General features: G+C 41.9%; 23 protein-coding genes, 1 tRNA gene and 1 pseudogene. 22 read left to right on the top strand and 3 right to left on the bottom strand.

Annotated features, from left to right (window positions below; genetic code table 11):
• Positions 1-123, top strand: a 123-nt coding sequence (locus IKG78_RS20375) for an IS3 family transposase (RefSeq protein WP_366075212.1), incomplete at its 5' end; no start/stop codon positions are given.
• 62 nt (positions 124-185) lie between these two features.
• On the opposite strand, the pseudogene IKG78_RS10465 reads toward IKG78_RS20375, so the two are convergent.
• Positions 186-413 (bottom strand): annotated as a pseudogene (locus IKG78_RS10465) (ORF6N domain-containing protein); the annotation flags it as partial.
• Positions 414-724: 311 nt separating this feature from the next.
• On the opposite strand from IKG78_RS10465, the gene hsdR reads away from it, so the two are divergent.
• The 17 genes from hsdR (at position 725) to IKG78_RS10380 (ending at position 22,528) form a co-directional block, all read left to right on the top strand.
• Positions 725-3,172, top strand: coding sequence for an EcoAI/FtnUII family type I restriction enzme subunit R (gene hsdR / locus IKG78_RS10460; protein WP_290943118.1), 2,448 nt, complete (start codon positions 725-727; stop codon positions 3,170-3,172).
• Complete coding sequence (locus tag IKG78_RS10455; protein WP_173388370.1) at positions 3,172-4,608, top strand: N-6 DNA methylase; 1,437 nt, start codon at positions 3,172-3,174, stop codon at positions 4,606-4,608. Before hsdR ends, IKG78_RS10455 begins: the two co-directional genes overlap by 1 nt.
• The gene (locus IKG78_RS10450) at positions 4,598-5,704 is read left to right on the top strand and encodes a PDDEXK nuclease domain-containing protein (RefSeq protein ID WP_290943115.1); all 1,107 of its coding nucleotides are present in this window, start codon (positions 4,598-4,600) and stop codon (positions 5,702-5,704) included. The genes IKG78_RS10455 and IKG78_RS10450 overlap by 11 nt, the downstream gene beginning before the upstream one ends.
• A gap of 32 nt (positions 5,705-5,736) precedes the next feature.
• Positions 5,737-7,035, top strand: a complete 1,299-nt coding sequence (locus IKG78_RS10445) for a restriction endonuclease subunit S (protein WP_290943112.1) — start codon at positions 5,737-5,739, stop codon at positions 7,033-7,035.
• A 3-nt stretch (positions 7,036-7,038) separates the two neighbouring features.
• A complete protein-coding gene (locus tag IKG78_RS10440) occupies positions 7,039-7,872 on the top strand; it encodes a hypothetical protein (RefSeq protein ID WP_290943110.1) in 834 nt (277 codons plus the stop codon).
• Positions 7,872-8,165 carry a hypothetical protein gene (locus IKG78_RS10435; RefSeq protein ID WP_290943108.1) on the top strand — a complete coding sequence of 98 codons (294 nt, stop codon included), beginning with the start codon at positions 7,872-7,874 and terminating at the stop codon, positions 8,163-8,165. The genes IKG78_RS10440 and IKG78_RS10435 overlap by 1 nt, the downstream gene beginning before the upstream one ends.
• 230 nt (positions 8,166-8,395) lie before the next feature.
• Positions 8,396-9,436: a reverse transcriptase family protein gene (locus IKG78_RS10430; RefSeq protein ID WP_290943106.1), complete on the top strand. Its 1,041-nt coding sequence runs from the start codon at positions 8,396-8,398 to the stop codon at positions 9,434-9,436.
• A gap of 50 nt (positions 9,437-9,486) precedes the next feature.
• Positions 9,487-9,813: a hypothetical protein gene (locus tag IKG78_RS10425; RefSeq protein ID WP_290943104.1), complete on the top strand. Its 327-nt coding sequence runs from the start codon at positions 9,487-9,489 to the stop codon at positions 9,811-9,813.
• A gap of 15 nt (positions 9,814-9,828) precedes the next feature.
• Positions 9,829-11,100: a nuclease-related domain-containing protein gene (locus IKG78_RS10420; protein ID WP_290943102.1), complete on the top strand. Its 1,272-nt coding sequence runs from the start codon at positions 9,829-9,831 to the stop codon at positions 11,098-11,100.
• 189 nt (positions 11,101-11,289) lie between these two features.
• Positions 11,290-15,057, top strand: coding sequence for a hypothetical protein (locus tag IKG78_RS10415; protein ID WP_290943100.1), 3,768 nt, complete (start codon positions 11,290-11,292; stop codon positions 15,055-15,057).
• A 283-nt stretch (positions 15,058-15,340) separates the two neighbouring features.
• The gene (locus IKG78_RS10410) at positions 15,341-16,594 is read left to right on the top strand and encodes a hypothetical protein (protein ID WP_290943098.1); all 1,254 of its coding nucleotides are present in this window, start codon (positions 15,341-15,343) and stop codon (positions 16,592-16,594) included.
• 196 nt (positions 16,595-16,790) lie between these two features.
• On the top strand, positions 16,791-17,630 hold the full coding sequence (gene dinD, locus IKG78_RS10405; protein ID WP_290943096.1) for a DNA damage-inducible protein D: 840 nt from the start codon (positions 16,791-16,793) through the stop codon (positions 17,628-17,630).
• A 178-nt stretch (positions 17,631-17,808) separates the two neighbouring features.
• A complete protein-coding gene (purD, locus tag IKG78_RS10400) occupies positions 17,809-19,092 on the top strand; it encodes a phosphoribosylamine--glycine ligase (RefSeq protein WP_097037028.1) in 1,284 nt (427 codons plus the stop codon).
• 11 nt (positions 19,093-19,103) lie between these two features.
• Positions 19,104-19,637, top strand: a complete 534-nt coding sequence (locus IKG78_RS10395; protein WP_290943092.1) for a hypothetical protein — start codon at positions 19,104-19,106, stop codon at positions 19,635-19,637.
• Between the two features lie 14 nt (positions 19,638-19,651).
• Entirely contained in the window at positions 19,652-20,128 is a 477-nt protein-coding gene (purE, locus tag IKG78_RS10390) for a 5-(carboxyamino)imidazole ribonucleotide mutase (RefSeq protein WP_290943090.1), read from the top strand.
• A gap of 174 nt (positions 20,129-20,302) precedes the next feature.
• Positions 20,303-21,463, top strand: a complete 1,161-nt coding sequence (locus IKG78_RS10385) for a hypothetical protein (RefSeq protein WP_290943088.1) — start codon at positions 20,303-20,305, stop codon at positions 21,461-21,463.
• 144 nt (positions 21,464-21,607) lie between these two features.
• Entirely contained in the window at positions 21,608-22,528 is a 921-nt protein-coding gene (locus IKG78_RS10380; protein ID WP_290943086.1) for a DUF3108 domain-containing protein, read from the top strand.
• A gap of 13 nt (positions 22,529-22,541) precedes the next feature.
• Here IKG78_RS10380 and IKG78_RS10375 read toward each other — a convergent pair.
• Positions 22,542-22,613: transfer RNA gene (locus IKG78_RS10375), tRNA-Arg, on the bottom strand.
• Positions 22,614-22,756: 143 nt separating this feature from the next.
• Positions 22,757-24,079 (bottom strand): 30S ribosomal protein S12 methylthiotransferase RimO, encoded by a 1,323-nt coding sequence (gene rimO / locus IKG78_RS10370; protein WP_290943085.1) that lies wholly within the window; start codon positions 24,077-24,079, stop codon positions 22,757-22,759.
• A gap of 215 nt (positions 24,080-24,294) precedes the next feature.
• On the opposite strand from rimO, the gene IKG78_RS10365 reads away from it, so the two are divergent.
• The 4 genes from IKG78_RS10365 (at position 24,295) to IKG78_RS10350 (ending at position 26,692) form a co-directional block, all read left to right on the top strand.
• Positions 24,295-24,750 carry a hypothetical protein gene (locus IKG78_RS10365; protein WP_290943082.1) on the top strand — a complete coding sequence of 152 codons (456 nt, stop codon included), beginning with the start codon at positions 24,295-24,297 and terminating at the stop codon, positions 24,748-24,750.
• Between the two features lie 27 nt (positions 24,751-24,777).
• The gene (locus IKG78_RS10360; RefSeq protein WP_290943080.1) at positions 24,778-25,218 is read left to right on the top strand and encodes a hypothetical protein; all 441 of its coding nucleotides are present in this window, start codon (positions 24,778-24,780) and stop codon (positions 25,216-25,218) included.
• Positions 25,219-25,292: 74 nt separating this feature from the next.
• Positions 25,293-25,787 (top strand): hypothetical protein, encoded by a 495-nt coding sequence (locus tag IKG78_RS10355; protein ID WP_290943077.1) that lies wholly within the window; start codon positions 25,293-25,295, stop codon positions 25,785-25,787.
• Positions 25,788-25,810: 23 nt separating this feature from the next.
• The gene (locus IKG78_RS10350) at positions 25,811-26,692 is read left to right on the top strand and encodes a hypothetical protein (RefSeq protein WP_290943075.1); all 882 of its coding nucleotides are present in this window, start codon (positions 25,811-25,813) and stop codon (positions 26,690-26,692) included.
• Positions 26,693-26,709 lie beyond the last annotated feature (17 nt).

Genomic DNA, 26,709 nt, shown 5'->3' with positions numbered 1-26,709 from the left:
GAGTTCAAGGCTGAACTTGAAAAATATCTGGAATGGTTTTGCTCGAAACGGATAAAGGTCGGACTCAACGGAATGAATCCAACAGATTATCGGAAACTATATTTGGACAAACAATCTGTCTAAATTATTGTCCGCATCCCCTTTTTTTTGCACCGCAAAATTTCTGCGTCATTTATGCCGGTAATTGCGGTCAAATTTTTTGACCGCAATTCTTCGACTTCCCTTTTGGATAGCTGAAACCGAAAATCCTCCGCAAAACGCTCGATATTATTCTTGACCTGCTGATTAAAAGACTTGGTCGAATACCCGTAAATCTCCGCCAAGTCGGCATCAAGCATCACCTTAACCCCGCGGATGGTATAAAATCCGCAATTGGCGAGTGTCGCGACAATCAAGCTTGCTTGAATTGGCATGACCGAGCCTTAGCGGATAGAACGAAGTACATCCGTGACTTGAGCAAATCCTCGTCTATCGGGGAAAATTCGGGCTTTTTCGGCGCAACGGCCCCGGCCGCACTGGCCGCAACATCTTTCTTCATCGTCGACTCCTCTGGCATACAAGCGAAAAAAATACCAAAGACTACACACTTGTGCACTGAATGTAAATTCAAAAAATCTTGTTTGTCAATAGGCTCGCGCGATTTTCTCTGAAATTTGCCTTTATCACCTTAATTCCGTATATTGCGCACTCTAATTTTGATATATATTTGCAAACAAGGTTTCCCATGGAAGTGAATAAGAAAGACCTCTCCGAACGCGACATTGTCAGCAAGTTCATTTTGCCCGGCATAACGAATGCTGGGTGGAGTCTTGATAAGCAAATTCGCGAAGAGGTCTCGTTCACAGACGGTCGAATTTTTGTGAAAGGCAAGACCATCGTGCGCGGGCAAAAAAAGCGCGCGGATATCATTCTCTATTACAAGCCGAACATGCCGATTGCCGTGGTAGAGGCAAAGGACAACAATCACTATGTAAGTGACGGCATTCAACAAGCTCTTTCTTATGCGCAGACTCTGGATATTCCCGTAGCGATTAGCAGTAATGGCGATGCGTTCTCGATTCGCTATCGTGAAAACTGCGGTCCGAAAGATAGCCAAGGAAACCCTATCGCAGTAGAAGAACGCGACCTGGACCATTTCCCGACAAGCGAAGAAATTTGGGCTTGCTACAAACGGTACAAAGGTATTGACTCTCCAGAAGCGGAATCCACGGCTACACAAGATTATTATGTCGATAGTTCAGGTTACAATCTGCGTTATTACCAACAGATTGCCGTCAACCGCACAGTAGAGGCGATTGCAAAAGGTAAAGATAGAATCCTTTTGGTAATGGCTACCGGTACCGGAAAAACGCTTACGGCATTCCATATCATTTGGCGGTTGTGGAAAAGCGGCTGGACAAAGAACAAGGTTCCGGGCAAGACCCCGCGAATTCTTTTCCTTGCTGACCGCGATAACCTGATTACGCAAACCAAGCGTGGAGACTTCAAGCCTTTCAAGGACAAAATGACGATTGTCCGCCATAAGCAGATTGATAAGGCTTATGAAATCTATTTGGCCTTGTATCAGGGGCTTACAAATTACGATGAAAATGCCGACGCATACAGGGAATTCTCGCCCGACTTTTTCGATTTGGTAGTTGTTGACGAATGTCACCGCGGGAGTGCGGCCGAAGATAGCGCTTGGCGAAAGATTCTGGATTACTTCAAGAGTGCAACTCACATTGGTTTGACTGCAACACCGAAAGAAACAAAAGACATATCGTCTTCGGAATACTTCGGTGACCCGATATACACTTATTCTTTGAAGCAGGGGATAGATGACGGATTCCTTGCTCCTTATACGGTTTTGCGTATTGGCATCAATGTGGACCTGGAAGGCTGGCGGCCTGAAAAAGGTAAACGTGACAAGAACGGAAACATCGTTGAAGATCGTATTTACAATACGAAAGATTTTGACCGCAACTTGGTGCTAGATGACCGCACGCCGATTGTTGCTCGCAGGATTGTAGAATTCCTGAAGCAGAACGATCCCATGGCAAAGACTATCGTGTTCTGCATAGACCAGGAACATGCTAGCCGCATGCGTGATGAACTTTGGAAAGCCGCTCCGCCGGAATGGCATGAAAGGTCTGACGAGTACATCATGCGCATTACCAGCGACGACAAAGAAGGCCGGCTAAAACTTGATGATTTCAAGAATCCAGAAAAGCCTTATCCCGTTATTGCCGTTACTTCAAAATTATTGAGTACAGGTGCTGATACAAAGACTTGCAAACTCATCGTACTGGAATCTAATATCAGCTCCATGACCGAATTCAAACAGATTATCGGCCGTGGAACAAGAGTTTATGAAGAATATGATAAACTCTACTTCACGATAATGGATTTCCGTAACGTGACGAACCTGTTCTCTGATCCAGCGTTCGATGGCGATGCCATTCGCATTAAGGAAGTCAAGCCAAATGACCCGATTCCTGCGGATAGTTCAACGGCTGGTGATGCTCCCGAAGACCTGATTGATCCAGTTACGGGCAGTGAAGTTGTCTTTCCGGACAAACCGCCGTATCCTACCCCCAATCCTCCTGGTGGAGAAGTTGCGGACAGGCCTTCAAAGGTCTATGTAGCGGGAGTTCCGATATCAATATTAAATGAGCGTAAGGAGTTCCTTGACCCCTCGGGCAAACTCATTACGACTACGCTCCGCGAATTTACCCGCCAGGGCATTTTAGACCGTTATCGCGACCTGCAAACATTCTTGCAAGAATGGAACAATGCGGATAAGAAAAAGGCGATTATCGAGGAACTTGAAAAACAGGGAATTATCGCCGAAAACCTGCAAGAAGAAATAAAAAAGGACTTGGATATTTTCGACCTGATTTGCCATATCGCATACGACGCTCCGGCACTCACACGCAAGGAACGAGCCGAAAACGTCCGCAAACGCAATTACTTTACCAAGTATGGCGACAAGGCGCGCGCCGTTCTGGAAGCCCTTTTAGACAAGTATGCCGAAGAGGGTATCGGAAATATCGAAGATACTGCAGTCCTAAAAGTGGACCCCATTACTAAATTTGGGACCCCGAAAGAAATTGTTGAACTGTTCGGCACCAAACAAGATTACCTGAAAGCTGTGCGCGAACTGGAAGATGAAATTTATAGAGGAGTAGCCTAATGGCCGACATCGGTGGAATTATCAAGACCCTGCAAAACATCATGAGAAAAGACCAGGGTGTTTCTGGCGATGCGCAGCGCATTGAACAGCTGGGCTGGATGATTACGCTCAAGATTATCGACGACAAGGATTCCGAAATGGAACTCCTGGATGATGACTACAAGTCGGTAATCCCCGAAAAATTGCAGTGGCGCAACTGGGCTGCCGATAGCGAAGGCATGACGGGCGACGCCTTGCAGGAATTCGTTGACAACAAGTTGATTCCTGGCCTGAAAAAGATAGACGTTTCTACCGGCAACAAGCGCGCTATTCTTATTCGCGATATTTTCGACGGCATCAACAACTACATGAAAAACGGCACCATCATCCGTCAAGTGGTGAACAAGCTGAACGAAATCGACTTCAATGTGTCCGAAGACCGCCACCTGTTTGGCGACATCTACGAAACTTTGCTGCGAGACTTGCAGAGTGCTGGCAATTACGGTGAATTCTACACCCCGCGAGCCATCACCGAAATTATGACGGAAATAGTGAACCCGCGACTTGGCGAACGCGTGCTTGACCCCGCTTGCGGTACGGGCGGATTCCTGACCTGCGCTATCGAAAACATCCGCAAGCAAGATGTTCATTCCGTAGAAGACTTGAAAACGCTCAACGCGACCATTCGCGGGCAGGAATTCAAGCCGCTCCCGTTCATGCTCTGCGTGACGAACCTGATTTTGCACGATATCGAAGTGCCGAACATCCTTTACACCGACAGCTTGAACCGTGAATACACGAGCATCGGCGCTAAAGATCGCGTGGATGTCATCTTGGCAAACCCGCCTTTCGGTGCTTCCGTCAGCGATGGCGTTGAGACGAACTATCCCGCCTCTTTCCGCACCACAGAAAGTGCAGACCTTTTCTTGCTCCTGATGATGCGTTACCTCAAGGACGGTGGCCGCGCGGCGATCGTGCTGCCCGACGGTTCGCTCACCGGTGACGGCGTGAAGGAACGCATCCGCAAGGAATTCTTGACTCAGTGCAACGTGCACACCATCGTGCGACTGCCCAATTCCGTTTTCCAGCCCTACGCAAGCGTCGCGACCAACCTGCTCTTCTTTACCAAGGGCGAAAAGACCAAGGATGTCTGGTATTACGAGCACAAGGTGCCCGAAGGAATGAAGGCGTATTCCAAGACAAAGCCAATCCAGAAATCGGAATTCGAACCGCTCAAAAAATGGTGGAACAAACGCAAGAAATCCGATGTCGCCTGGAAGGTCTCGATAAAGGAACTCGAAGAGAACGGCTACAATCTCGACATCAAGAACCCCACCGTCCCCGAAGAAGAAACCGTATATACCACCGCCGAACTCATGCAGAAACTCCACGAATCCTTCAAAGCAAGCGAAGAATTGCTGAACGATTTAAGAAAGGGACTTTCTAATGGCAAATAAAAGAAATCCTGTTGAAGTTTTGAACGATGAATATCGTGATTGGCTTCGTCAATTAAAGGCGAATATTCGGTCTGCTCAGATAAAAGCTTCCATTGCTGTAAATGAAGAAATGCTCATATTGTATTGGAATATTGGCAAAGATATCTCCAATAAAAAAATGGATGCGCAATATGGAAGCCGCTTTTTTGAAAAATTGAGTCGAGATTTGCGCTCTGATTTTCCAGATGCTCAGGGATTTTCAGAAACGAATTTAAAATATATGAAGCGTTTTTATCAGTTTTATACTGAAAAAATGTTGTTGCTTGCTCCAGATTCTATAATTCGTCACCAGCTTGGTGACGAATTGGAAAAAACGCTATTTGTCATTCCTTGGCGTCATCACGTGGAAATTTTCACGCGGTCCAAAAGCATAGAAGAAGCCCTGTTCTTTATAGAGAAAACCAAAGAAAATGGATGGAGTCGGGCTATGCTCGTAAACATGATGAAAACAAAGTTTTTCGAGACTCAGGGAAATACGGTAAATAATTTCTCGCTAACGATGCCGAAAAATGATAGTGAATGTGCAAGGCAAATCCTAAAAGATACATACAAACTTGATTTTCTGACCTTGTATGAGGACTATGAAGAAAACGACTTGCACAAGGCTTTAGAAGAAAACCTCATAAAATTTTTGTTGGAACTGGGTACTGGTTTTGCTTTTGTGGGTAGTCATGTTCCTTTTGTTGTCAATGGCGACGAATTTGAATGCGACATGCTGTTCTATAATCTTAAATTACGTCGTTATGTTGTTGTAGAGTTGAAAGTTGTCAAGTTTGAACCGGAGTTTGTAAGTAAACTCAATTTTTACTGTAATGCAGTAAATCATCTTATAAAAGATGATGTTGACAAGGATACTATAGGCCTTTTGATTTGTAGCGAAAAAAACGATTTAGTCGCTCAGTGGACCGTAGAAAACAGCCGTGAGCCTGTTGGTATTTCAACATACGAACTGACAAATATTATTCCGGCAGTAAAAAATATTTTCCCGGAAACAAGCGCGATTGAAAATAAACTTGGCCTCATTTTGCACAGAAATAGACGTAATAAAAGAAAATAGGGTATCAATTTTAGGAATATTGCAGGCGGAAAATGAGCGAATGGAAGAAAGTAAAGATTGGTGATGTGTGCAAAATTGTCAAAGGCACAACAGGGATTGCAAGTGCAGTACCTGGTGAATTTCCGCTTGTTGTGACCGCCGTAGAACGCAAGACTTGTTCTACTTACCAATTTGATTGCGAAGCCGTTTGCATTCCTCTCGTATCTTCTAGCGGACATGGTAAAAAGTCGCTGAACAATGTGCATTACCAAAGCGGCAAATTTGCTCTCGGAACAATCCTTTGTGCTGTCATTCCGAATAATCCCGATGAATTGGATGCTCGATATTTACATCAATATCTTCAATTTTATAAAGATACGGTTCTTGTCCCATTGATGAAAGGGGCTGCGAATGTATCTCTTTCTATGAAAGATATTGCGGGCGTTTCAATTCCTCTACCACCGATTCAGCGTCAACGCGAATTGGCTGAGATGTTTGTTACACTACAAGAAAAGCAAAAAGAACTCTTTACTGAATTCGAAAAACAGACGGAATATGCAAAACAACTCCGTCAGAACATCCTCCAAGAAGCCATAGAAGGAAAACTCACTGCAGATTGGCGTAAACAACACCCCGTCCAAAAAGGCAATCCCGACTACGACGCCGAAGCATTATTTGAGAAAATCCAAGCGGAAAAATTAGAAACCAAAAGTACAAAAAAAACAGTCGCTCCCATCGCAAAAGACGAAATCCCCTTTGAAATCCCAACCAACTGGAAATGGGTAAGACTCGGAGAAATCTGCTCAAAAATAGGTTCAGGTAGCACTCCTCTAGGAAGTGATTATTGCGAAAATGGAATCCCATTTTTTAGATCTCAAAATGTTTACAATGAAGGTCTTGAATTTAAAGATATCGTCTTTATTTCATCTTCTATGCAAAAAAAAATGAAGGGAACGATTGTTCGCCCAAATGATTTGTTACTCAATATCACTGGAGGCTCTTTAGGGCGTTGTGCCGTTGTTTCCGAGAATATAAAAGAAGGAAATGTTAGTCAGCATGTATGCATAATTCGCCCTTTATTAACCAATCACTTGCATCTTCATCTTTTTGTTTTATCGGAACTATTTCAGAAAAATATTAAAACATCCGGAGCAGGGAGACAAGGACTGCCTAAATATAATTTAGAAAGGATGTTAGTTCCTCTCCCTCCATTAGCAGAACAAAAAGAAATTGTCGCCCGAGTAGAACAACACTTACAAACCATCATCCAACTTGAAACCCAAATCGCCACCCGCGAAACCACCACCAAACAACTCATGCAAAGCATCCTAAAAGATGCTTTTGTAGGGTGAAAAATGACAGAAATTGAATTTGTAGAAAAAATTTCAAATCTCTTTATAGAAAAAGGATGGCACAACGTCAATGTCTATAAAAACTCTTTAAAGAGTATGCTTTGTATTTCTTCAAAAATGTCTGAAGATGAAAGGGAAATGTTTTATTCTTTGACGGAAAAATTTATTAAAGTTCCGATAAGTTTATATCCAAAAGAAATAATGGATAACATACAACGCATACCTGACGAATGGTTGATTGGAAAAAAATCATTGCATATTTTACCTTTACTCGATCCGAAAGATGAGGGAAAAAAAACAAAAAGTTCAATTCACATGACTTATTATTTCAGAACAGATGAAATTAACATGCATGAAAAATTCAGAGGGATTAGACTATATTTCGATGAAGAAGATCGAATTTTAGACGACATGAAACAAAAAAAAGCAAAAAAAAGGTGCTTAATTATGTTTGTTGACGATTTTATTGGTTCTGGAGAAACGGCGTTTAAATGTTTGGAAAAAAAACTAAAAAAATTTGAGATAGACGAATCTAAAGTTATTGTATTTTCATTGTATACAATGAAAATGGCTTTGTCAAAACTCCAGGAAAAAGGTATTCGAATTGTACCGGGAAAAATTTTACAGCAAGGAATATCATCTATCTCAAATGATGAAACCCGTGAAAAATATAAAGAGTGTATGGAAAATGTCGAAAATCAAATAGATGTTCCCGAGAAATACAGATTTGGATATGGACGTAGCGAAAGTTTAATCAGCTTAGGTCGAACCCCGAACAATACGTTTCCTATTTATTGGCAGCCTCACAAGAATACTCCCCCTTTTGAGAGAAAATAATGAATTACATACAATGTCGAATTTTAAAGTTGGTTAAACAACAGAAACCTTTAGAAAATGCTTTAGAGCAAGGTTTCTCCTTATTTGAACTTGCCGAGAATTTAGTATGCTTGCAACAATCAGGCTATTTGTTGTACAAGCAAGATCATTATGTTATAACAGAAAATGGAAAAAATGCTTTGGAAAACGAGGTTTATGTTAAAATAAGGCCTTTAAAAAAATATAAAATAGAGAAACCAAACAAATTGTCTCTTGACAATATTTATGTACCTAATTATATTAAGGAGCGTTGAGAGGACGAAGAACTAGTCTATGCAGCAATGCGGGAACAGCGAGTCGTTGTTCTGGAGATTTCCATACAATATCCCGCATGGTAAAGCGCAAAATGCGACGCGCCTTTTCCGCTTTACCGTATGCAATTCCTAAAGGAATTGCAAAGATGAAAACTTGCTCATAATCGCAAGTTTTCATCTGCGGACCCTGCGGGTGCAAAATATGTAGTTCTTCGTCTTCTCTTTTTTTTATGAATTGGACTGATTACAAAAAACAATTTGAATTAAAGTGTGATCTCAAAAAAATTCCACAAGTACAAGTTGACGTGTGGATAACTTATGCACGTTGTCTATGGGAAAAAAGTTTTCCTATAATATTTGATAAAGCTCACTTATCTAAATTGTTGGGTTATGAGTGTTCTTTGTTGGACAAAATTATACATCGTCCTGGAAAATTTTATCGGTCATTTTCAATTTCAAAACGAAATGGTGAATTTCGAGAACTAAACGCTCCATACCCTACTCTCAATGAAATTCAAAAATGGATACTGGTTAATATTCTTGAAAAAAAGAAGGTGAGTCCTTATGCTAAAGCGTATATAAAAAGAAAAAAAATTTTAGACAATATTCGTTTTCATACCAATCATGAAGTTGTTATAAAATTGGATGTTGATGATTTTTTTGGTTCTATACATAAAAGTGCTATCATCAAAATCTTCAATTCAATGGGTTATAGTCGACAACTTTCATTTGATTTGGCTTCATTGTGCTGTTTGAAAAAATCCCTACCTCAAGGAGCGCCGACAAGTCCTTGCTTATCAAATATTTTTTGCGAACAGATTGACGCTCGATTATCTAAATATTTGAAAAAATTAAATTTGTGTTACACTCGCTATTCTGACGATATAACGATTTCCGGGAATATTTCTGATGTACAAATTCCTCAAATAATGTCCTTTTGCAAATATCTGCTGTCAGATTATGGATTGAATCTCAATGAAAAAAAAACAAAAGTTCTTCGTCAACATCAAAAACAATATGTCACAGGCGCTGTAGTTAATAAAAAAATGTCTGCAGATATAAAGCTAAAAAAAGATTTACGCCAACAAATGTATTATATACAAAAATATGGTTTAAACTCCCATATGGTTTACAAACGCATTGATCAACAGAATTACGTGTACCATTTAATGGGAAAAATTCAGTGGGTGCTAGCTTTAGAGAAGAGTAACCAGGAATTCTTACGATACAAAGAGCATTTGACGGAAATACTTAAAAATTTAAAATTTTAGGATTTTTTTTGTTAAAAAAGTTACTTATCCTTTAATAAAGGAATTATACTATGACTTACCAGGAAATTGAATCTTTAGCAAAATCCCTATCTTATCGTGATAAACTTCATCTTGCACAAACGATGCTGCAAATGGCTCGTAAAGAAGAGGAAGAACAGAATTCCTCCGTAGCCAAGTTTGCCGCAGAATTTCCGAATATCGTAGAGAGAATTTTAAAATCTAAACCGGTCAAGAGAAAATCTTTATCTAGTTTCATCAAGGATATGTTCAATTTCCGTGGCGGGATAAGCGACGATGAAATTAATGGTGTCATAAATCAGTTGCAGAAACAAAAAGTGATTTCAATTGATGATGCCGGCCGAGTGACCTACCTTTAACCATTTGCAAATTTTATGCCAGATAAATTTTTTATGCAACCACAACAAGCTCGTCAAGTAAAATGGATTGACGGAAATCGGACCATCGGAGAAATGCTTGATGATGGTTCGATGACTCTTTCTATGCTTACGAAGGGACAGGAAAGTGAAAATCCAAATATCAAAGCGGCATGTTCCATTCTTAAAGTGGAACAAGAAAATCAGATAAAAGCGTATATCGCATCTGGTAAAATGCCTCGGAATCTAGATGAGGCCCGCGCTGTTGTATGGCCCTATGACAAATGGACTCAAAGACCGGGATGGACTATCGGACAATTGCTAGATAATCATGAAATTGGTCAACAAAACTTTAGCTATGCCCTTTATCAACATTGGAATGACCAGGTTTATCAAGCTAGTGCTATAATTTTAAGCGATTTACTCAATATTGAACGCAAAAAGATAATTTCTGGAAACTGCCCATTGCTTGTGGAACAAAAACGAACTAGCTTCATGAGTAAAGAGGGCGAAGCTGCAACCTATAAATACGGATTTTGGATGGGAATGACCTGGGCTTTTTGGACAGTCCTTGTCTTGGCTGATATAGGCTATCTTGTCTATCAAATAATCGAAAAAAATCTCATTGATGGTTTGCTAAGCTTAAATTGGTTCAGTTGGTTGATTGTTATTTTAGGCGTTGCCTTCGGAAGTATCTTGTGTGTCAAAATTATAAATAGAATGGTATTTCGTCGTATTGACACTCTTGAACTAGATATAAGAAAGCATAAAGCGGGTCAAATAGGAGAAGATAAAGTCGCTGATGAACTGAGAAAGAATCTCGATGGTGCGTGTCATCTATTTAGAAACTATCATATTAACGGTAAAAAACAGGACGTTGACCAAATCCTGTTATCTCCATGGGGGGTGTTTGCTATAGAGATAAAGAACCCTAGTGGAAACAGTGCTTTTGAATTATGCGGCGAAGAGTTTAAAAAAAGAATTGGAAACAAGTATGTTCAAGTAAAGGACAAGAGAAATCCTATCAAGCAAGTGCGTGGAAATGCGAGAGATTTAAAATGTTTCTTAGAACCGATTCTTAGTGAACATGCGTGTCCGGCGTATGTAACTCCCATTTTGATATGGGCGAATTCCGATGTCACGAGTTATGATAAAGATTGTGTTATTGATGTCTGGAAGATTAACGAATTGGCTCGAAAAATTGATGAACTAAAACAGAAACCGCAAAAGATATCAGATAAATGTTATAAAGAAATTGAAAAGAAGTTGATGAAATTTTATGAAGAATGAATTTGAGACAACTATTTAAAATAGCCTTATTCGATATATAGAAGTTTTTGCCCTATTGACAACTAATATGTGAGAACTTATATTTGAAAGTGAACAAATGTGCAAAGTTCACTTTTTTTTGTAAGATGGTCCGATATGTCAAAATTCTCACGATACAATACAAGGTTTAATGGAACATCATGGGAATCTATGATGCAAATGCTGTTATTGCATGAAGATTATCAAGTCAAAGCGTTTTCGCGTCCGGGAAAGGATAATGGTATTGATGCGATTAGTGGAAATGGCCAAATTGTTTATCAAGCTAAGTATCATGAAAATCCCTCTATTAGCAAATGTATAGCGGATTTGCAAAGTGAAATGGGAAAAATAGGAGAATATAAGGAAACCCTTGAATATTGGAAATCTGTAAAAAAATGGGTTCTTTTTACAAATATCGAAGAAAACCCTAATGACATGCAAAAATGGGAAGAGTCTATAAAGAATAGCGACTGTCATGGATTAGAAATTGAATTACGGAATTGGCCTGCTATTTGGACACTTTTAGAAAAACATCCCGAAGTCAAAAAAGAATATATTGATGACGAAGTTAGATGCTTTCTGCAAGAACAAGAATTTCATGAAAACAATCGAAATAGCTATTTGCCCGAATCCTACGATGTTGAATGTGTCGGAAGAAACAACGAATTACGAAAATTTGACGAATTTCTAAATTCAAATAAAAAAGTTTGGGCGATTTCTGGACCAGGAGGAATGGGCAAAAGTCGTTTTCTATTGGAATGTGCTAAGCGCGTTAACCGAAATGATCGAAATGTATTTTTCGGCATGCCGCAGGTTATGAAAATATCTTCGTCATGGACAAAAAGACTTGTTTTTGAGCATCCTTCAATTTTATTTATTGACGAACTAAATGATATAAATCTTTTGAGAATGCTTGTTGCAGTCCTTGCCAATGAAGCTAAAAATTGGAAAGTTGTCTTTTCAGAAAGAAATGCCGATGCGCAAACAATTAAAGAATTAAATCTTCCAAGGTATGAATCGATCAGAAAGGATACTTGCAGCCTTTCAAGGTTAAATTATCAAAATCGAAAACTATTTACAGAACGATTACTTGATGTCGTTGAAACTTCACGTAAAATAAAATTTGAAGACAAGGAAAGGGCGGCTCATAACATTTGCGAAACTTCTCAAGGAATCCCGTTGTGGATTTGTTTAACGTTAAAATCAATTCTACAAAACAACGGCTCTATTGGGGAAGAATTTGAAAAAAATGCGGCTGCACTATATGAAAAATATACAGAATCTATCATTCCTAATTTGGATTATAACTTTATTTCAAATGAACAGTATGATTCTGTTTTAAGATGGTGTTCGTTATATAGAGCAATTTCATTAAAGCAGGAAAAAGTAATTGACTTTATATGCTTAAAGGCAAGTGTTGACAAACCCAAACTTGAAAAGTTATTTCAAGTTATGACCAAAAATGGTTTGATGCAAAATTATGGATATGAAAATAAAACATATTCTATTTGTCCTGATGTAATTCGCGAGTATATTTTAAAAGAAAGGCTACTTTTCAATCAAAAACTTTCAAATTGGGGCGAGGAAGTCATTGACGGCTTAATCCACAATGATATTCCGTATCCAGATGCAGTTGTAGAATCGTTAAGTCATATTGAAAATACTATTTCAGGAAAAGAGCCTGTAGATGTATTAGGCTCTTTTACTGACTCGTTAAAGAAAAAATTCGAGACGTCCGATATTGATGATCATCGGCAATTATGGGATTTGGTGGCAAAATTGTGTGCTAGTAAAACAAGAGAAGCTCTTGAAATTATCCACGCACAATTATCCGAATATCCGGCAAAAAAAGATGTTTATAACAGCTTGTGGATCTGTTATATCAAAATTAGAGACATATTGCAGAATTGTTTGTATTACTGTGAAGATTTTTGCTCTAGGCAGTTGTGCTTGGAAAATATTTTAATTTTATGTAAAACGGGGCATTTATCTGTTGTAGAAAACCAAAGTTTGGAAAGTATTTTGCATTCCATCTTTGAAGGTGATTTGAGATCCGTTTACAAAGAGAATGTAGATGAAATATTGTCCGATTATTTTGAAGTAATTAAAAATGACAATTTTGACAATATTGATTACTCTATATTAAAATGTTTTCTTGATGGATGTTTTACTACAAAATACAATACAGGGGTATGTTTTAACGGAACATTATCATTTCGGCAAGGTTACCTTAGATTAGATACAATATCTGACTCGTTCAAATGGGTAAAAAGAATTCAAAACATCCTTGAAAAAAAGATTTTGCCAGAGGAACTAACGAGTGTTTTTGTTGACTGCTATGGAAAAATCTTTCATGAAGTTTTGCACTATCCATCATATTATCTAGATCAAGATACTAAAAAAATTAAAGAAGAGTTTATATCAAAACAACTCCAATGGACTGCTTTATTCATTTCTTCGGGGCAAGGGTTGAATCCCAAAATAAGAAACCATATGCGAGAGGTTATCTGGAGTTGGCTATTAGAATATGGCAAAGAGTATGATTCTTGGGAACTTGCAAAGAAATGTGAAGCGGCTTACTGTTTGAATAAAACTGATGAAGATGTTTTGTCTTATATAAACATGCCGTATGACGAAAACGAAAAAGAAGTTAGAACGGATTTAATAAAAAAACATCTTTTTGATAAAGAGGAAAAACAAGTCATCGCCTTTGTTGATAAATTGGCTTTTTATACAACTCATGACTTTTATCGAATAAATAACATTGCTTTTGAATATGGACAATCTTTGCAAAACAAGGACTTTATTATATCTATAACACAACAACTTGCTCAAAGGTCATTAAATAAAATTTTTGAACAATTTTATCTGTCTGTGATAAATGGAATCGTGAGCAACCAGGACGATGTTGATAGTGCGATAATATTTATAAGAATATTTTTAAAGCAGGGGCTAGATATTTTGGATGTTTTATCATCCTGCTTAGGAGAAAAGCGATTTTTTTGCATAAATACATATAATTTAGTCAAAGAAACAGTTTTGGATAAAGACATAAACAAATATGTGCTATTGATGAGTCGATTTACACTAAATATGCCTCAGGATTTCCTATATGAAATAGACTCATTATGGTCAAAATGGTCTGATCTTAATAAAAAAATTTTTTTGGGAAGATTGCTAAATGATGCATACGCATCCGCATCCGGATGGTCCCAAAATTCATTTGAATGGAATGAGTTTGCCTCAAATTGGATTATAGAAAAAATAGCACGAACAGAGAAACTCGATTCCTTTGCTAATGAAATCCCTCATTTGGAAAAACAAAAATCTTTGTTTTTTTCACGAAAAAATATACAGTGGCTTTATAGTGTATTTCTTTTCAGAAAAGACCGGGGTTATCATTTATCGCATGATTTCTCTTTAACCTATTTTGTAAAATCAAATTTCGATGAGAATGAGCGAAATGCTTTTGCAAATATTATCGATTTGATTTTGAGTTGGCAATCAAGTAGAATAAAGAAAGATATTGCGTTATTAGACCCAGAAAATAAATGTGTTGGACAAATTGTTGTTGAAAAGTTTAAAACGGCAAAAAATGATGATGAACGCCATACTTATGCTAGTATTGCGAGTTATCTTAAAGATGACACTTCTGCATGGCTGGAAATCGCCGCAGAAGTGTGTATATATGCAAGAAGGCTCTCTGATAAAGAAAAACAATCTTTTTGGTCGGATTTAGATTGGCATGAAGGAATTTTCTCATCTAGTGTCGTTGGTGAAGTCGCTAAAGTTTTTTTTGAAAATGTCGATCATTATGAATATATGCTTAAAGGAGAATCGCTTACGGCACGAAAGGATTATTGGGAAAGCCGTTTAGAGATTGCTCGTTATGAATTGAAAGATGAAGAAGAAAGAGCGAAAGTTCAAAGAGGTGAATGATTTTAATTGAGAATGGGTTTTAGGGGCAGAGCCCCTAGGAGAAGGGGTGGCGGAAAACGCCGAAGGCGGTTGCAGCGAGGGGAAAGCTTTCCCCTTCCAAATAAAAACTCAAAATGTCAATTTATGTCTTTGTAAGAATGTATATTTAACAGGATGACGGATTTACTTTAAGGACAAGAGGAAAATGCGAATGTCTTTACAGCAAGATTGAATGGCGATAAACTTAAAAAGTGGCGATAAAACGGCGATAAATCCCGAAAATGGCGATAAATATGGCGAAAAAGTGGCGATAAACGCCGAAAACGGCGATAAAAGTGGCGAAAAAATGATGTCAGATGTTTTTATCATAGGTGCCGGTTGCAGTGTCCCGTACGGATTTCCTACGGGCGCTATGCTGATGCAGAAGTTGAAGGATTTTAATTACGGAGATAATAACGTAGACAGTCCATCGTTCCGCCCTCCTTCTTACCTATTTGATTTGTACTATGAACTTTTTGGAAAATATCAAGAATACGCCAACTTAAGAAAGGCTGGTGGGCAATACAGTTATGTCGCTGATAGTATTGAAGCTAAGATTTCTAACAAGATACATGAAACAATAATTCTCTTTGCCCAAAGTATTCGCCATTCAATGATGGTTTCGACAGATGAATTCTTAAAGAATCGTCTTAACCAAGAGAAAGCAGAAGAGGCTGACTTTGGAAAGCGGCTTATCGCTAGAGAGATTCTTGTTGCGGAACGGGAATCGGAAAAACAATTTGCTTACGAAGATGGTAAAAGAATTTCAAAAAAGATTTGGCTTGGCAACATTGACTGGATTCAGCATTTGCTTTCTCTGATAGACCAACAAGATAATTGGGAAGAAATCTTAAAACAAACAGTGTTCCTTACCTTTAATTATGACCGCGTCTTGGAATATTGCATCTTCTTGTATCTGACATCGGACAAGCAATATGCAGATGCTGATGCTCATGCCTTCATAAAAGAAATGCAAATACACCATGTCAATGGCTTTATCGGCTCTCTTGAGGAAATTCCCTTTGGTGCTGTAGAAAATGGCAAGTATCAAGAAATTGCCAAGAGGATGGAAACGGTCTGGGAAAAGCGCCAGAATCGCGATGAATCCGAAAAAGAAAAGTATCAAAGATTCCTGAAAAATGCACAGAGAGTATATTTCATGGGATTCTCTTATATTCCGGATAATCTGGAATCTATAGGGATTCCTCGTGGTGCTGAGATTATTCGAAAAGCAAAAGTCTATGCAACGGCCATGGGCTTGTCTTCTCAGAACCGTCTAAGGATTTCGACGTATTTGGATCTCAAGGACTTTGAAAAAAGAAACGAACCCGAGCCAATGCCCGAGATAGAAGTTCAACGCACAGGTCTTATGTCGGATGCTATGTATCAACGGGAATATGAAAAGCAAGAAAGAATAGCGAATAGTCTAGCAAAAATAAGTCGAATACACTTCGAAAATCGAATCCTCAAGGACGCAAGTGCGGTTGACTTGATTCTTGATTATTATACGCTTGCGTGAAGAGTTTATAAGATATAGGCAAGTTAAGGAATACCCTTTGTAAAATTTTCTTGCCCCTCTTGCCGGTTTTTCAAATATTAGGTACATTACATCCCAGCGCGTCATTCCGTAGAAAGGAATGATGCGCTTTTGCTTTATTTGGCTTTGCCGTATTGCAAGGGCGTTCCTAGTAAAAACAACAAACACAGGAGGCCCTATGGCTAAAAAAGAAATTGTCACTTATTCTCAGCAGACGTTCGAGAATATCAAGCACACCGACGAAAATGGAACTGAATTCTGGTATGCAAGGGAGCTGCAAACGGCTCTTGAATATGCCCAGTGGCGCCGTTTTCAAGAATCGATTGTCCGTGCAAAAACCGCCTGTGAGGCCAGCGGGTTGGATGTTGAGGATCATTTTGCCGACGTCGGCAAAATGATAACCCTCGCTAAAGGTGCCCAGCGTGAAATCGCCGATGTCAAGCTTTCCCGTTACGCTTGTTACCTGATTGTGATGAACGGAGACCCCCGCAAAGAAGTGATTGCCCTGGGTCAAACATATTTTGCTGTTAAAACCCGGCAGAAGGAAATTTCGGACTCTGCGGCACAGCTTTCGGAAGACGAAAAACGCCTGGCGATTCGTGACGAAGTGACCATTCGCAACAAATTCCTTGCCAGTTCTGCAAAGGCGGCCGGTGTTGAAACTCCCGTAGATTACGCCGTGTTCCAGAATCGCGGTTACCAGGGACTTTACAACGGGTTGGGAATGAAGGATATTCACAAGCGCAAGGGACTCAAGAAAAACGAACAGATCTTGGACCACATGGGGGCCACCGAACTTGCGGCGAACCTGTTCCGCATCACCCAGACTGACGACAAACTCCGTCGTGAAAACATCAAGGGGAAGGAGCAGGCAAACGAAACACATTATGCCGTAGGTAAAAAAGTCCGCCAGACGATTGCTGAACTTGGCGGAACAATGCCTGAAAATCTCCCCACGCCCAAAATCAGTGCCAAAAAGTTGAAACAGGAGCGCAAAAAAGCCATTGCGAAAAAATAATGGTGGTTATACGGCTGATTTTAAGGTGATCGAATAGATAATCAAATAGATAATCAAATAGGTGGTCAAATCGTTTTGGATGGTCGATAAAGTGAAAGCTTGATTTTCGCAAGAGAGCTTTTTTCTCGCTTCCCGCATTTTTCTACATTATCCTCCGTAACAGTAAAGGATACGCTATATGAACATTCTCGTCGTTGGTAGCGGTGGTCGCGAACATGCCATCGCTCTTGCAGTCAAGAAGTCGCCGCTGTGCGACACTCTCGTGTGCGCTCCGGGCAACCCGGGCATGGCAAACCTCGGCAAGTGCGTGCCGGTGGATGTGGCTGACCCGAAGGCTATTGCCGACCTCGCCGTAGCCGAAAAGATTGACCTCGCGGTCATCGGCCCCGAAATTCCGCTGGTCGCTGGCGTAGTGGATGAATTCCGTCGTCGCGGGCTGCGCGCTTTCGGCCCGACTGCGGCTGCTGCCGCGCTCGAAGGCTCCAAGGCTTTCAGCAAGGATATCATGAAGAAGTACAACGTGCCGACGGCAGCCTTCGAGACCTTCACCGATCTCGCCTCCGCCAAGAAGTTCCTCGCCGAGCACCCGGCTCCGATCGTGGTGAAGGCGTCGGGCCTCGCTGCGGGCAAGGGCGCCATCGTCTGCATGACCGACAAGGAAGCGAACGACGCGGTCGAAGAAATGCTCGGCGACAAGGCGGTCTTCGGCGAATCCGGCAAGACGGTCGTGATTGAAGAATTCATGGACGGCGAAGAAGCCTCCATCTTCGTGGTTTGCGACGGCAAGGACTACGTGATCCTCAGCTCCGCCCAGGACCACAAGCGCGTCTTTGACGACGACAAGGGCCCGAACACGGGTGGCATGGGCGCCTACAGCCCGGCTCCGGTAGTCACGGACGCTCTCCTCGATGAAGTGAAAAAGACGATTATCGAACCGACCCTCAAGGGCATGGCCGCCGAAGGCAAGCCTTACACGGGCGTGCTCTACGTGGGCATTATGGTGACTGCGAAGGGCCCGAAGGTCGTGGAATACAACTGCCGCCTCGGCGACCCCGAATGCCAGATTGTGCTTCCGCTCTATGACGGCGATGTGCTCGCGTTGTTCGACGCTGCCGAAAAGGGCGAACTCGCCAAACTCGGTGCTCCGAAGGCTCCGAAGGGCAGCTCCGCTATCGTCGTGCTCGCCAGCGCCGGCTATCCGGGCTCCTACGAAAAGGGTAAGGTCGTCACGGGTATCGAAGAAGCCGAAAAGAACGGCGCCCAGGTGCTCCATGCCGGTACCAAGATGGTCGACGGCAAGCTGGTGACCAACGGTGGTCGCGTGTTCGGCGTGGTGGGCCATGGCGAAACGCTCCAGGCCGCTCTCGACATCGCTTACGAAGCCGCCGAAAAGGTTCAGTTCGAAGGCAAGTTCTACCGCAAGGACATCGGTAAGAAAGGCCTTGCAAGACTCGCAAAATAGGAGATGGGAAAATGCTCAAAACGAACACAATCAAAGTTGTGGCATTTCTTGGTCTGCTGCTAGCTTTTGTTGCTTGCGGTCCAAGTAAAGAAGAACAGGAAAAAGAAGCCCGCTTCAATTATGCAAAAAAGACTGTATCTGATTTGTTATCAGTGGATACTGTAGGTACAGAAAAGGAAGCTGTTTTTATAGTAACGAAAAATGCTTACATGCAAAAGGTTGCAAAAATAGTTGATATGCAACAATTAGTAGATTCCATTTATGCTCTTGAAAATTGGAAATTGAAACGTTGCCAAAAGTTGTCCGGCTTGGTTCCTTCAAGTATGCCGAATGATATGAAAGAGCAGATTGATGTTTTGTGGTCAACGACATGTTCAAAGTATCAGTTGAGACTTGGCTGTCTGGATGCTTTTGCTGCCTATATGAAGGCTAAGACAAAAGAGAATAAAAATGAAGTTGAACTTGAATGCAAAAAGGTTGAAATACAATCTAATTTGATGATAGCTCAGTTTAATAGATTAGCTGATATGTATGGGAAAAAATAAAAAAGGAATTGAAAATGCAGATTAATGAAGTTCCGAATGCTAAGGTCGGTATCGTTGCCGGTAGCAAGTCCGACCAGGAAACTGTAGATAAAATCACCGCGGTGCTCGACAGCTTCGGCATCGTGTGGGAATTCAACATTCTCTCCGCGCACCGCACCCCGAACGCCACCGCGAAGTATGCTCGCGAAGCCGCCGGGCGAGGCCTCCAGGTCCTCATCGGTGTCGCAGGCCTCGCTGCAGCCCTCCCGGGCGTGCTCGCAGGGCACACCATCCTTCCCGTTATCGGCTTGCCCTGCGCCGGCGGCCCGCTCAACGGCGTCGATGCCCTGCACTCCATTGTGCAGATGCCCCCGGGAATCCCGGTGGCCACGGTCGGCATTGGCAACGGCAAGAACGCCGGTTACCTCGCCGCCCACATCGTCGCCCTCTCTGACGCAAGCGTGCGCGAAAAGCTCGTCGCTTACCGCAAGGGCCTTGGGGACATAGATTAGACGAAAGAAAAATAATGGCGTTTCGCTCAATATAAAGTTCGCTGGCATTTCCGCCAGCGTTTTTTCGTATTAAATAAAATGTATATTGAATCTATTGGAAGAGGGTTGTTTGCGGCCAAATAAAATACGGCTAATTAAAGTCAACAACGAAAAATAATCTTGTTAGGAGGAAAAATGGTGAAAAAACTGTCTTGTGTTATTCCGCTGATGGTGCTGTTATCATGTTCGAGCGATTCGAACGATCCGGTTATGCCGATTGCTGGCGAAAACCACCTTTCATCAAGTGATGCAGAAAATTTGCGGGGAACCTCTTCTGATAGTGGTTCTGAACATAATGATTCTTCAACTGGCGAGAATCTTTCAAGCGACGGCTCCGACGAAATTCTTTCTAGCGGTAGTCCCGACAAGCCTCTCTCCAATGGAACTTCTCTCTCCAGTGGAATACCTCTATCGTCGTCATCTTCTGTCTCTAGTGGATCTGTGTCCGCGTCCTCCGTGGTAGAGAACGGTTCTGAACTTAAATATCAAGTTTTTGATGTCACCACAAGTGCTTCAAGCCAGGGCTATATTGCGGGCAGTGAAGTTCAATTTATTGGTAATGAATCTCTTTCTGACGGAGAAGTTCCGTTGCCAGCCGACGTTCACTACATCAATCTCAATGCTAATGGGGAATATGACCGCGTCAGCTTTGTTAGTCCTATGATGAAAAGCGGAGTCTTTGACACGGTGACTTTTGCCCTCGATGGAGATTGTACTTTAAAAGGCCTTTGTTACATCGGTTCTACTCAACTGGTATGTTATACGAAAAATGATTGCACTAGGTGTTACTCTGCATCAAAATACAATCCTGCAAGGATTACCGAAAAAACGCTATTTATCAACTACGGTCCGAATAAAATAACGGACGCGATGCCTGTATATGATATCCCGGCGTTGGATTCTGTCGCTTTCCGTGCCGCCTTTGCACAGTTGGACTATAAAACAGAAGACTATCTTAGCGGTCAAATTTTCAGCAACTACCAGCTCCAAGCGAAGGGTCTTCCTGAAGGAATGTCTTTCAAAAGTAGTCCCACGATTCCTCAATCATCGTCCAGTTATTATCCGTTCCCCTTCAGCTCATCACAAACAATTTTTGTTATGAATGCTTGTATCGATCAAGTTCACGATCGATATCCTTTTGCTTATGTGGATAAACAGAAAGTGAATTTGTACAATGCCAGTGCTCAAACTTTGAAAAACGATACGACCATTACGTGGACTCTGGTTTACACCGATCAGTTTGGCAGGCAGGATTCACTCGCTGTCACGACGAAGTTTAAAGCAACGAAACAGTAATGTGATTTTGTCGTCTCATCTATTGAAATTCGATTTTCATCACTTTCTTTCGTTTACTAATCACTAACCACTAGCCACTAACCACTTTTAACCTCTTTCTTTTGTATATTGTCGTTATCTTAAATTTCAGCCCATATTGAGCTTATGTTCTATCGCATTTTAAAAAACGTTTTATTGTTCGAGCTTGTGCTCCTGACGGTCTCATTTGCTGAGGAAACTGCTCCGCTATCATCGTCGGAACAGTCTCTTGTTACGCAAACGCAAGCTTTGCAACCGGATGTGCCGCAGTCTTCAAGTGAGTCAGCATTGTCTTCTAGTTCTGTTGTTTCTTCCTCAAGTGTTTCGCTTCCCAAATGGCAGACGCTCCCCGAAGTCGCCACTCCGTGGATGAAGGGCGAACGCCTCGATTATGAACTCCGTTGGGGTTTTGTCACTGCCGGTTACGCCTCGCTCGAAGTCAAGCCCCGCAAAGATGGCAAGACGGAATTCTTGACTTTTGCGACCGCTAACAAGACCATCAACAAGTTCTATCCGGTAAACGATACCGTTTATACGCTTGTCCGCAACAAGGGCCTCATGACGGATGTCTTCCGCAAGTCCCTCCACGAAGGCAAGTTCCACAACAAGTCGCTTATCCGCTTTGACCGCGACGGCAAAAAAGCAGTCCTTTCGGATTCGGTATTCAAGGACCCGGTCAAGCACACGGTCAAGCGTTCTGCCGATACCTCCGTGACGATAGACGGAATGGAACACAGCATCATGTCGGCGTTCTATTTGGTGCGTTCACTCCCGCTCAAGGTTGGCGAAACCTCGCGGTTCTCTGCGGTGAGTGGCAAAAAGCGTTACGAATTGAAGGTGATTGTCCACGGTCGCGAATCTATAGAAACGGATTTGGGAACGTTTAACACGATTAAGGTGGAACCTGTTCTCGATGGTGATGGAATTTTCAATTCCAGCGGTCGCATTTTCATCTGGCTTACGGATGACGAAAAGCGAATCCCAGTGTTGATGCAGTGCGAAATCAAGCTCGGGAGCATCAAAGCTAAAATCACTAAGATTCAGTAATTTGAATTTTTAATACCCATGTCCGGAATCGAACCGGAATACCTTCCTTCGGAGGGAAGGACACTATCCATTGTGATACACGGGCGTATGCTTTTTAAGCGGGTATAATATAGTAAATTAGACGAGAGAAGTGGCTAGTAAACAGTGGTTAGTAAACAGGATTGCGATAAGAACGTTGTTTGGCAATTCCTAACCACTAACCACTAATCACTAATCACTGTCTACTTCCTACTTCCTACTGTCTACTAATTTAACGATTAACTCGTGCGGTTCGGCATCGACTACGAGTGCGTTGTGGAATTCTCCTACGTCGCCGTCGCCTTCGACGACCTTCACGATGTCGTCGTTTTCCATCGAGTTGCCTTCCGTGCGACCGTAAAAATGGTATTCGCTCTCTTCGGCAACCTGGTCGATGATGATACGGACCGTCTTTCCGATCATGTTCTCGGCGTATTCGGCAGCAAGTTCTTCCTGGAAGTCCGTGACCGCTTCGAGTCTTGCGCGGGCATCGCTTTCGTCAACGGCGGGCAAATCCATTTCCATTACCGGCGTGCCTTCTTCGGGGCTGAACACGAATCCGCCCAGATGGTCAAACTGCACGTCCTGCAGCAGTTCCATCAGCTCTTCGAAGTCCTCGTGCGTTTCGCCGGGGAACCCGACGAGCACCGTACTGCGGAGTGTCACGCCCGGAATGCGTTCGCGGATCTTGTGTAACAGTTCGACAAGTTCCTTTTTGCGGTAATTGCGCTTCATGAGCTTCAGCATCTTGTCGCTGGCGTGCTGGATAGGCATATCGACGTACTTCACGAGACGCGGTTCGTTCGCCATCAAGTCCAACAGTTCGTCATCCACGAACATCGGGTACCAGTAGAGCATGCGTATCCACGGGATGCTCGTATTGTCGAGGAGTGCTCGCAAAAGTTGCGTAAGCGTACCGCCTTTCTTGCCCTTTTCACGTCCAAAGTAAGTCGTGTCTTGGGCAATCAAAGTAATTTCCTTGACTCCCTGCGCTTCGAGGTCTTTCGCTTCGGCCACGATATCTTCGATGGACCGCGAATCCTGCTTTCCGCGAATCAGCGGAATGGCGCAATATGCGCAACGGCGGTTGCAACCTTCCGCAATTTTCAGATAAGCGTGGTGCGGGAAACCGCCCAAGTTCATGCGGGCGAGGTTCTCGGCTTCGCAGCCTTGCGGGGCAACAATGCCCATCTTCTTCAAAAGCTCGCCCGGCTTATATGTGCCGACCCAGTAATCCACTTCGGGCAGTTCCTTCATCAGCTCTTCGCCGTAGCGACCGCTCAGGCAGCCCGAAACAATCAGCTTCTGCTTCGCCTTTTTCGCTTTCGCCTGTGCGAGAATCGCGTTGATGGACTCTTCCTTCGCGGCTTCGATGAACCCGCACGTGTTCACGAGAATGTAGTCCGCTTTCCCGGCGGTATCGCAAGTGACAAATCCCGCGTGGAGCATTTCGCCGACGAGGTTTTCCGCATCGACCTGGTTTTTTGCGCATCCGAGATGCACGACAAATACTTTGGGCTTTTTAGTAGGCATACCCCCAAATATAGAATTTAGGGCAAGGGTTGCTTTGACTGCACCTTCACGAGCCTTTTTTTTACCGATACGTTTTTTTTGGCGGTGGCGGCGTGCCATTTTTTTTCAATGTAGGCATTAAGGTTGTGCTTTTGGCTGGAATTTTGCTTTAAGTTGTTCTTTTGTGTCTTTTTTTTGTATTTTTTCAATAATAAAATAGTAAGGGAAGTATTTATATGAAAAAACTTATTCTCGCATCTGCGGTGTTGCTAGCCATGACTGCATGCTCTGATAGTGATTCGACGAATAGTGATTCGACGAGCGGTAACGGTACTGAGTATAGTTGCAATGTCTCTCGAAACGCTAATACTGTTGCCATGGATCTAAAGTATAAGGCTTATGAAGAACTTAGAACGGTAACTTTTGACTCGCATGGCGATAACCCGTATTATACGGTCAAACGGACATTCCCGACCGAAGCTTATGCACAAGACGAGTGTCAGGACGAGAAAGACGATGATTATTATAAGGATATTGAATGTCACGGAAAATCGGTTCAAGTGGGTGAGTTTGCTGAAGACGACAATATGGATTATTATGAAGATTATTATAAAAGGCGTTGCGCTAGGTACGATGAACAATATGAGAATGGTACGCTAGCGGAAGGATATGATGAAGCCTTTGGTCGCTAAGATAATTCTTTAATAAGGACAACTTGTATGAAAAAACTTATTCTTTCATCTGCGGTGTTGCTAGCCATGACCGCATGCTCTGATAGTGATTCGACGGGCGGTAATGGTAATGAATACAGTTGCAATGTTTCTCGCAAAGGAAATTCGGTAGAAATCGATGCATCGTACAAAGATGAGCGTGCCCAAGAAATTGTGACTCTTGTTTCGGGTGATGATTTTATGACTGTGACAAACAAAAAAACATTCCCGAAAGAATCTTATGCGCAAAAAGAATGTGAACTCATGAAAGATTTTCCGCTTGCGGATTCTCTAGAATGTCATGGAAGAACGGTGGAATTCTCCTACATTTATGAAGAGACGAATTTGGATGTGGCTGAAAAAAATTATGAAAAAAGATGTTCAGATTTTTATGAAAGTGTAGAAAATGGCACAAAGGAAAAGGAGTATCAAAAAAACTACGGCGAGTAGTATCATTTTCCCACGACCCGTTGTTTTTTATTAAATTCCCTATGTTAGCTTGAAATTGACTTGAGAGGAGAGTTATGAATTTGAAATTTTTGTTTTCCGTGGCTGCGCTTGCAGTCTCGTCTGGATTGGTCGCCTGTTCTGATTCCACAGGTAGCTCAAATGAAGACAACGGGGGCGCGCTAAACACCGATGTTTTGCAATGGTCCTATTCGCAACATTCGGATGATCTTTCTAATTGGCTTGATGTAACAAGATGCAACGTATTGAGAAATGATAGCTTGGTGCTCGTACAATCGAGCCTTGCCGGTCGAGAATCCTGTTTATTTTATTTTTTTCCAAAAGGATTGGGGGCCGAATTTTTCAATGAATGCTTGTATATAAATTCGGAAGAAGCCGATTTTCAATATGACATTGTGACATCGTATGCCGATGATGTTGATTTTCGAATTCTAAACTTGGTTCGTACGGATGATCGCATTGTGGTTCACGCAATTCATCCTACAAAAAATTTAGATGATTATGAGATAGAATATAAGGCATATTGCCGTAATTATCAAAAATGGATGTGATTGAAATTTTTTAAGGAGAGACTATGAATTTTAAGCATTTGTTCTTTACAACTTTGTTTGCTGCTTCGTTTGGCCTCGTGGCTTGTGACGATAGCAGCAGCGCTAATTCTTCGAACAATAACTCGAACAATAACGGTAAACAGGACGTAATTTCCGATGCAGGGCAGACATACTGCAACGTGACGACGACCGCTAATTCTGTGACAGTTAGCATGGCCTTGGAAGGCGAGGCTACCTATACGTCAACAGTCATTGACGGTGGTGGCAGGTACAAGACGATTTCGTCGGAATATTGGTATGCAAGTTCTTCTGATGCGAACGGCGAATGCGAAGACCAGAAGGAAGAAGCGACTCATTGGAAAGATGGTTCGTATCAAGTGACCTGTTCTGGCAATAGAATTTATATCAGCGAAATAGATGAAGGCTCCTTGAGGGAACATGAAACCGACTTTAGGGATTTGTGCCGTCAATTTGAGACGCGATATGGTTCTTCGACAGGAAAGAATAATTCTTCAACGAAAGAAAACAATGGGTCTAACGCCGAGTTCAAATGTGATGTTAGTCGCTCCGGTAATTCTGTTACCGTATTGTTTGTGTACAAAGATTTTACGACTGAAACGACGATGTCCTTGCGTGGAACTACATCTGTAGTTACTTCTAAAGCGACATATCCGAATGAATCTATTGCAAGTACAGAATGTAAAGAGGTAAAAAGAGATGCTGAGGATTTCCCCTTAGGCACAATGTCCGTGTCTTGTTCAGGTAATATGGTTATGACAGAAATGATAGAGGATGGAACGGAATCAATCGAATCCGCTGAAAAGTCCGGAAGAAAATATTGCGCTAACATTCAAGATGCTTATGAAAGCGGTGAACTTCAACGTTCGTATGATGACATGTTTTAAGATTTAATTTAGAAGAA

Source organism: Fibrobacter sp. (genome assembly GCF_017545445.1).
Lineage (GTDB): Bacteria > Fibrobacterota > Fibrobacteria > Fibrobacterales > Fibrobacteraceae > Fibrobacter.
Note: the sequence above shows the minus strand (reverse complement) of the source record. Positions and strands in the feature narration are given on the sequence as shown.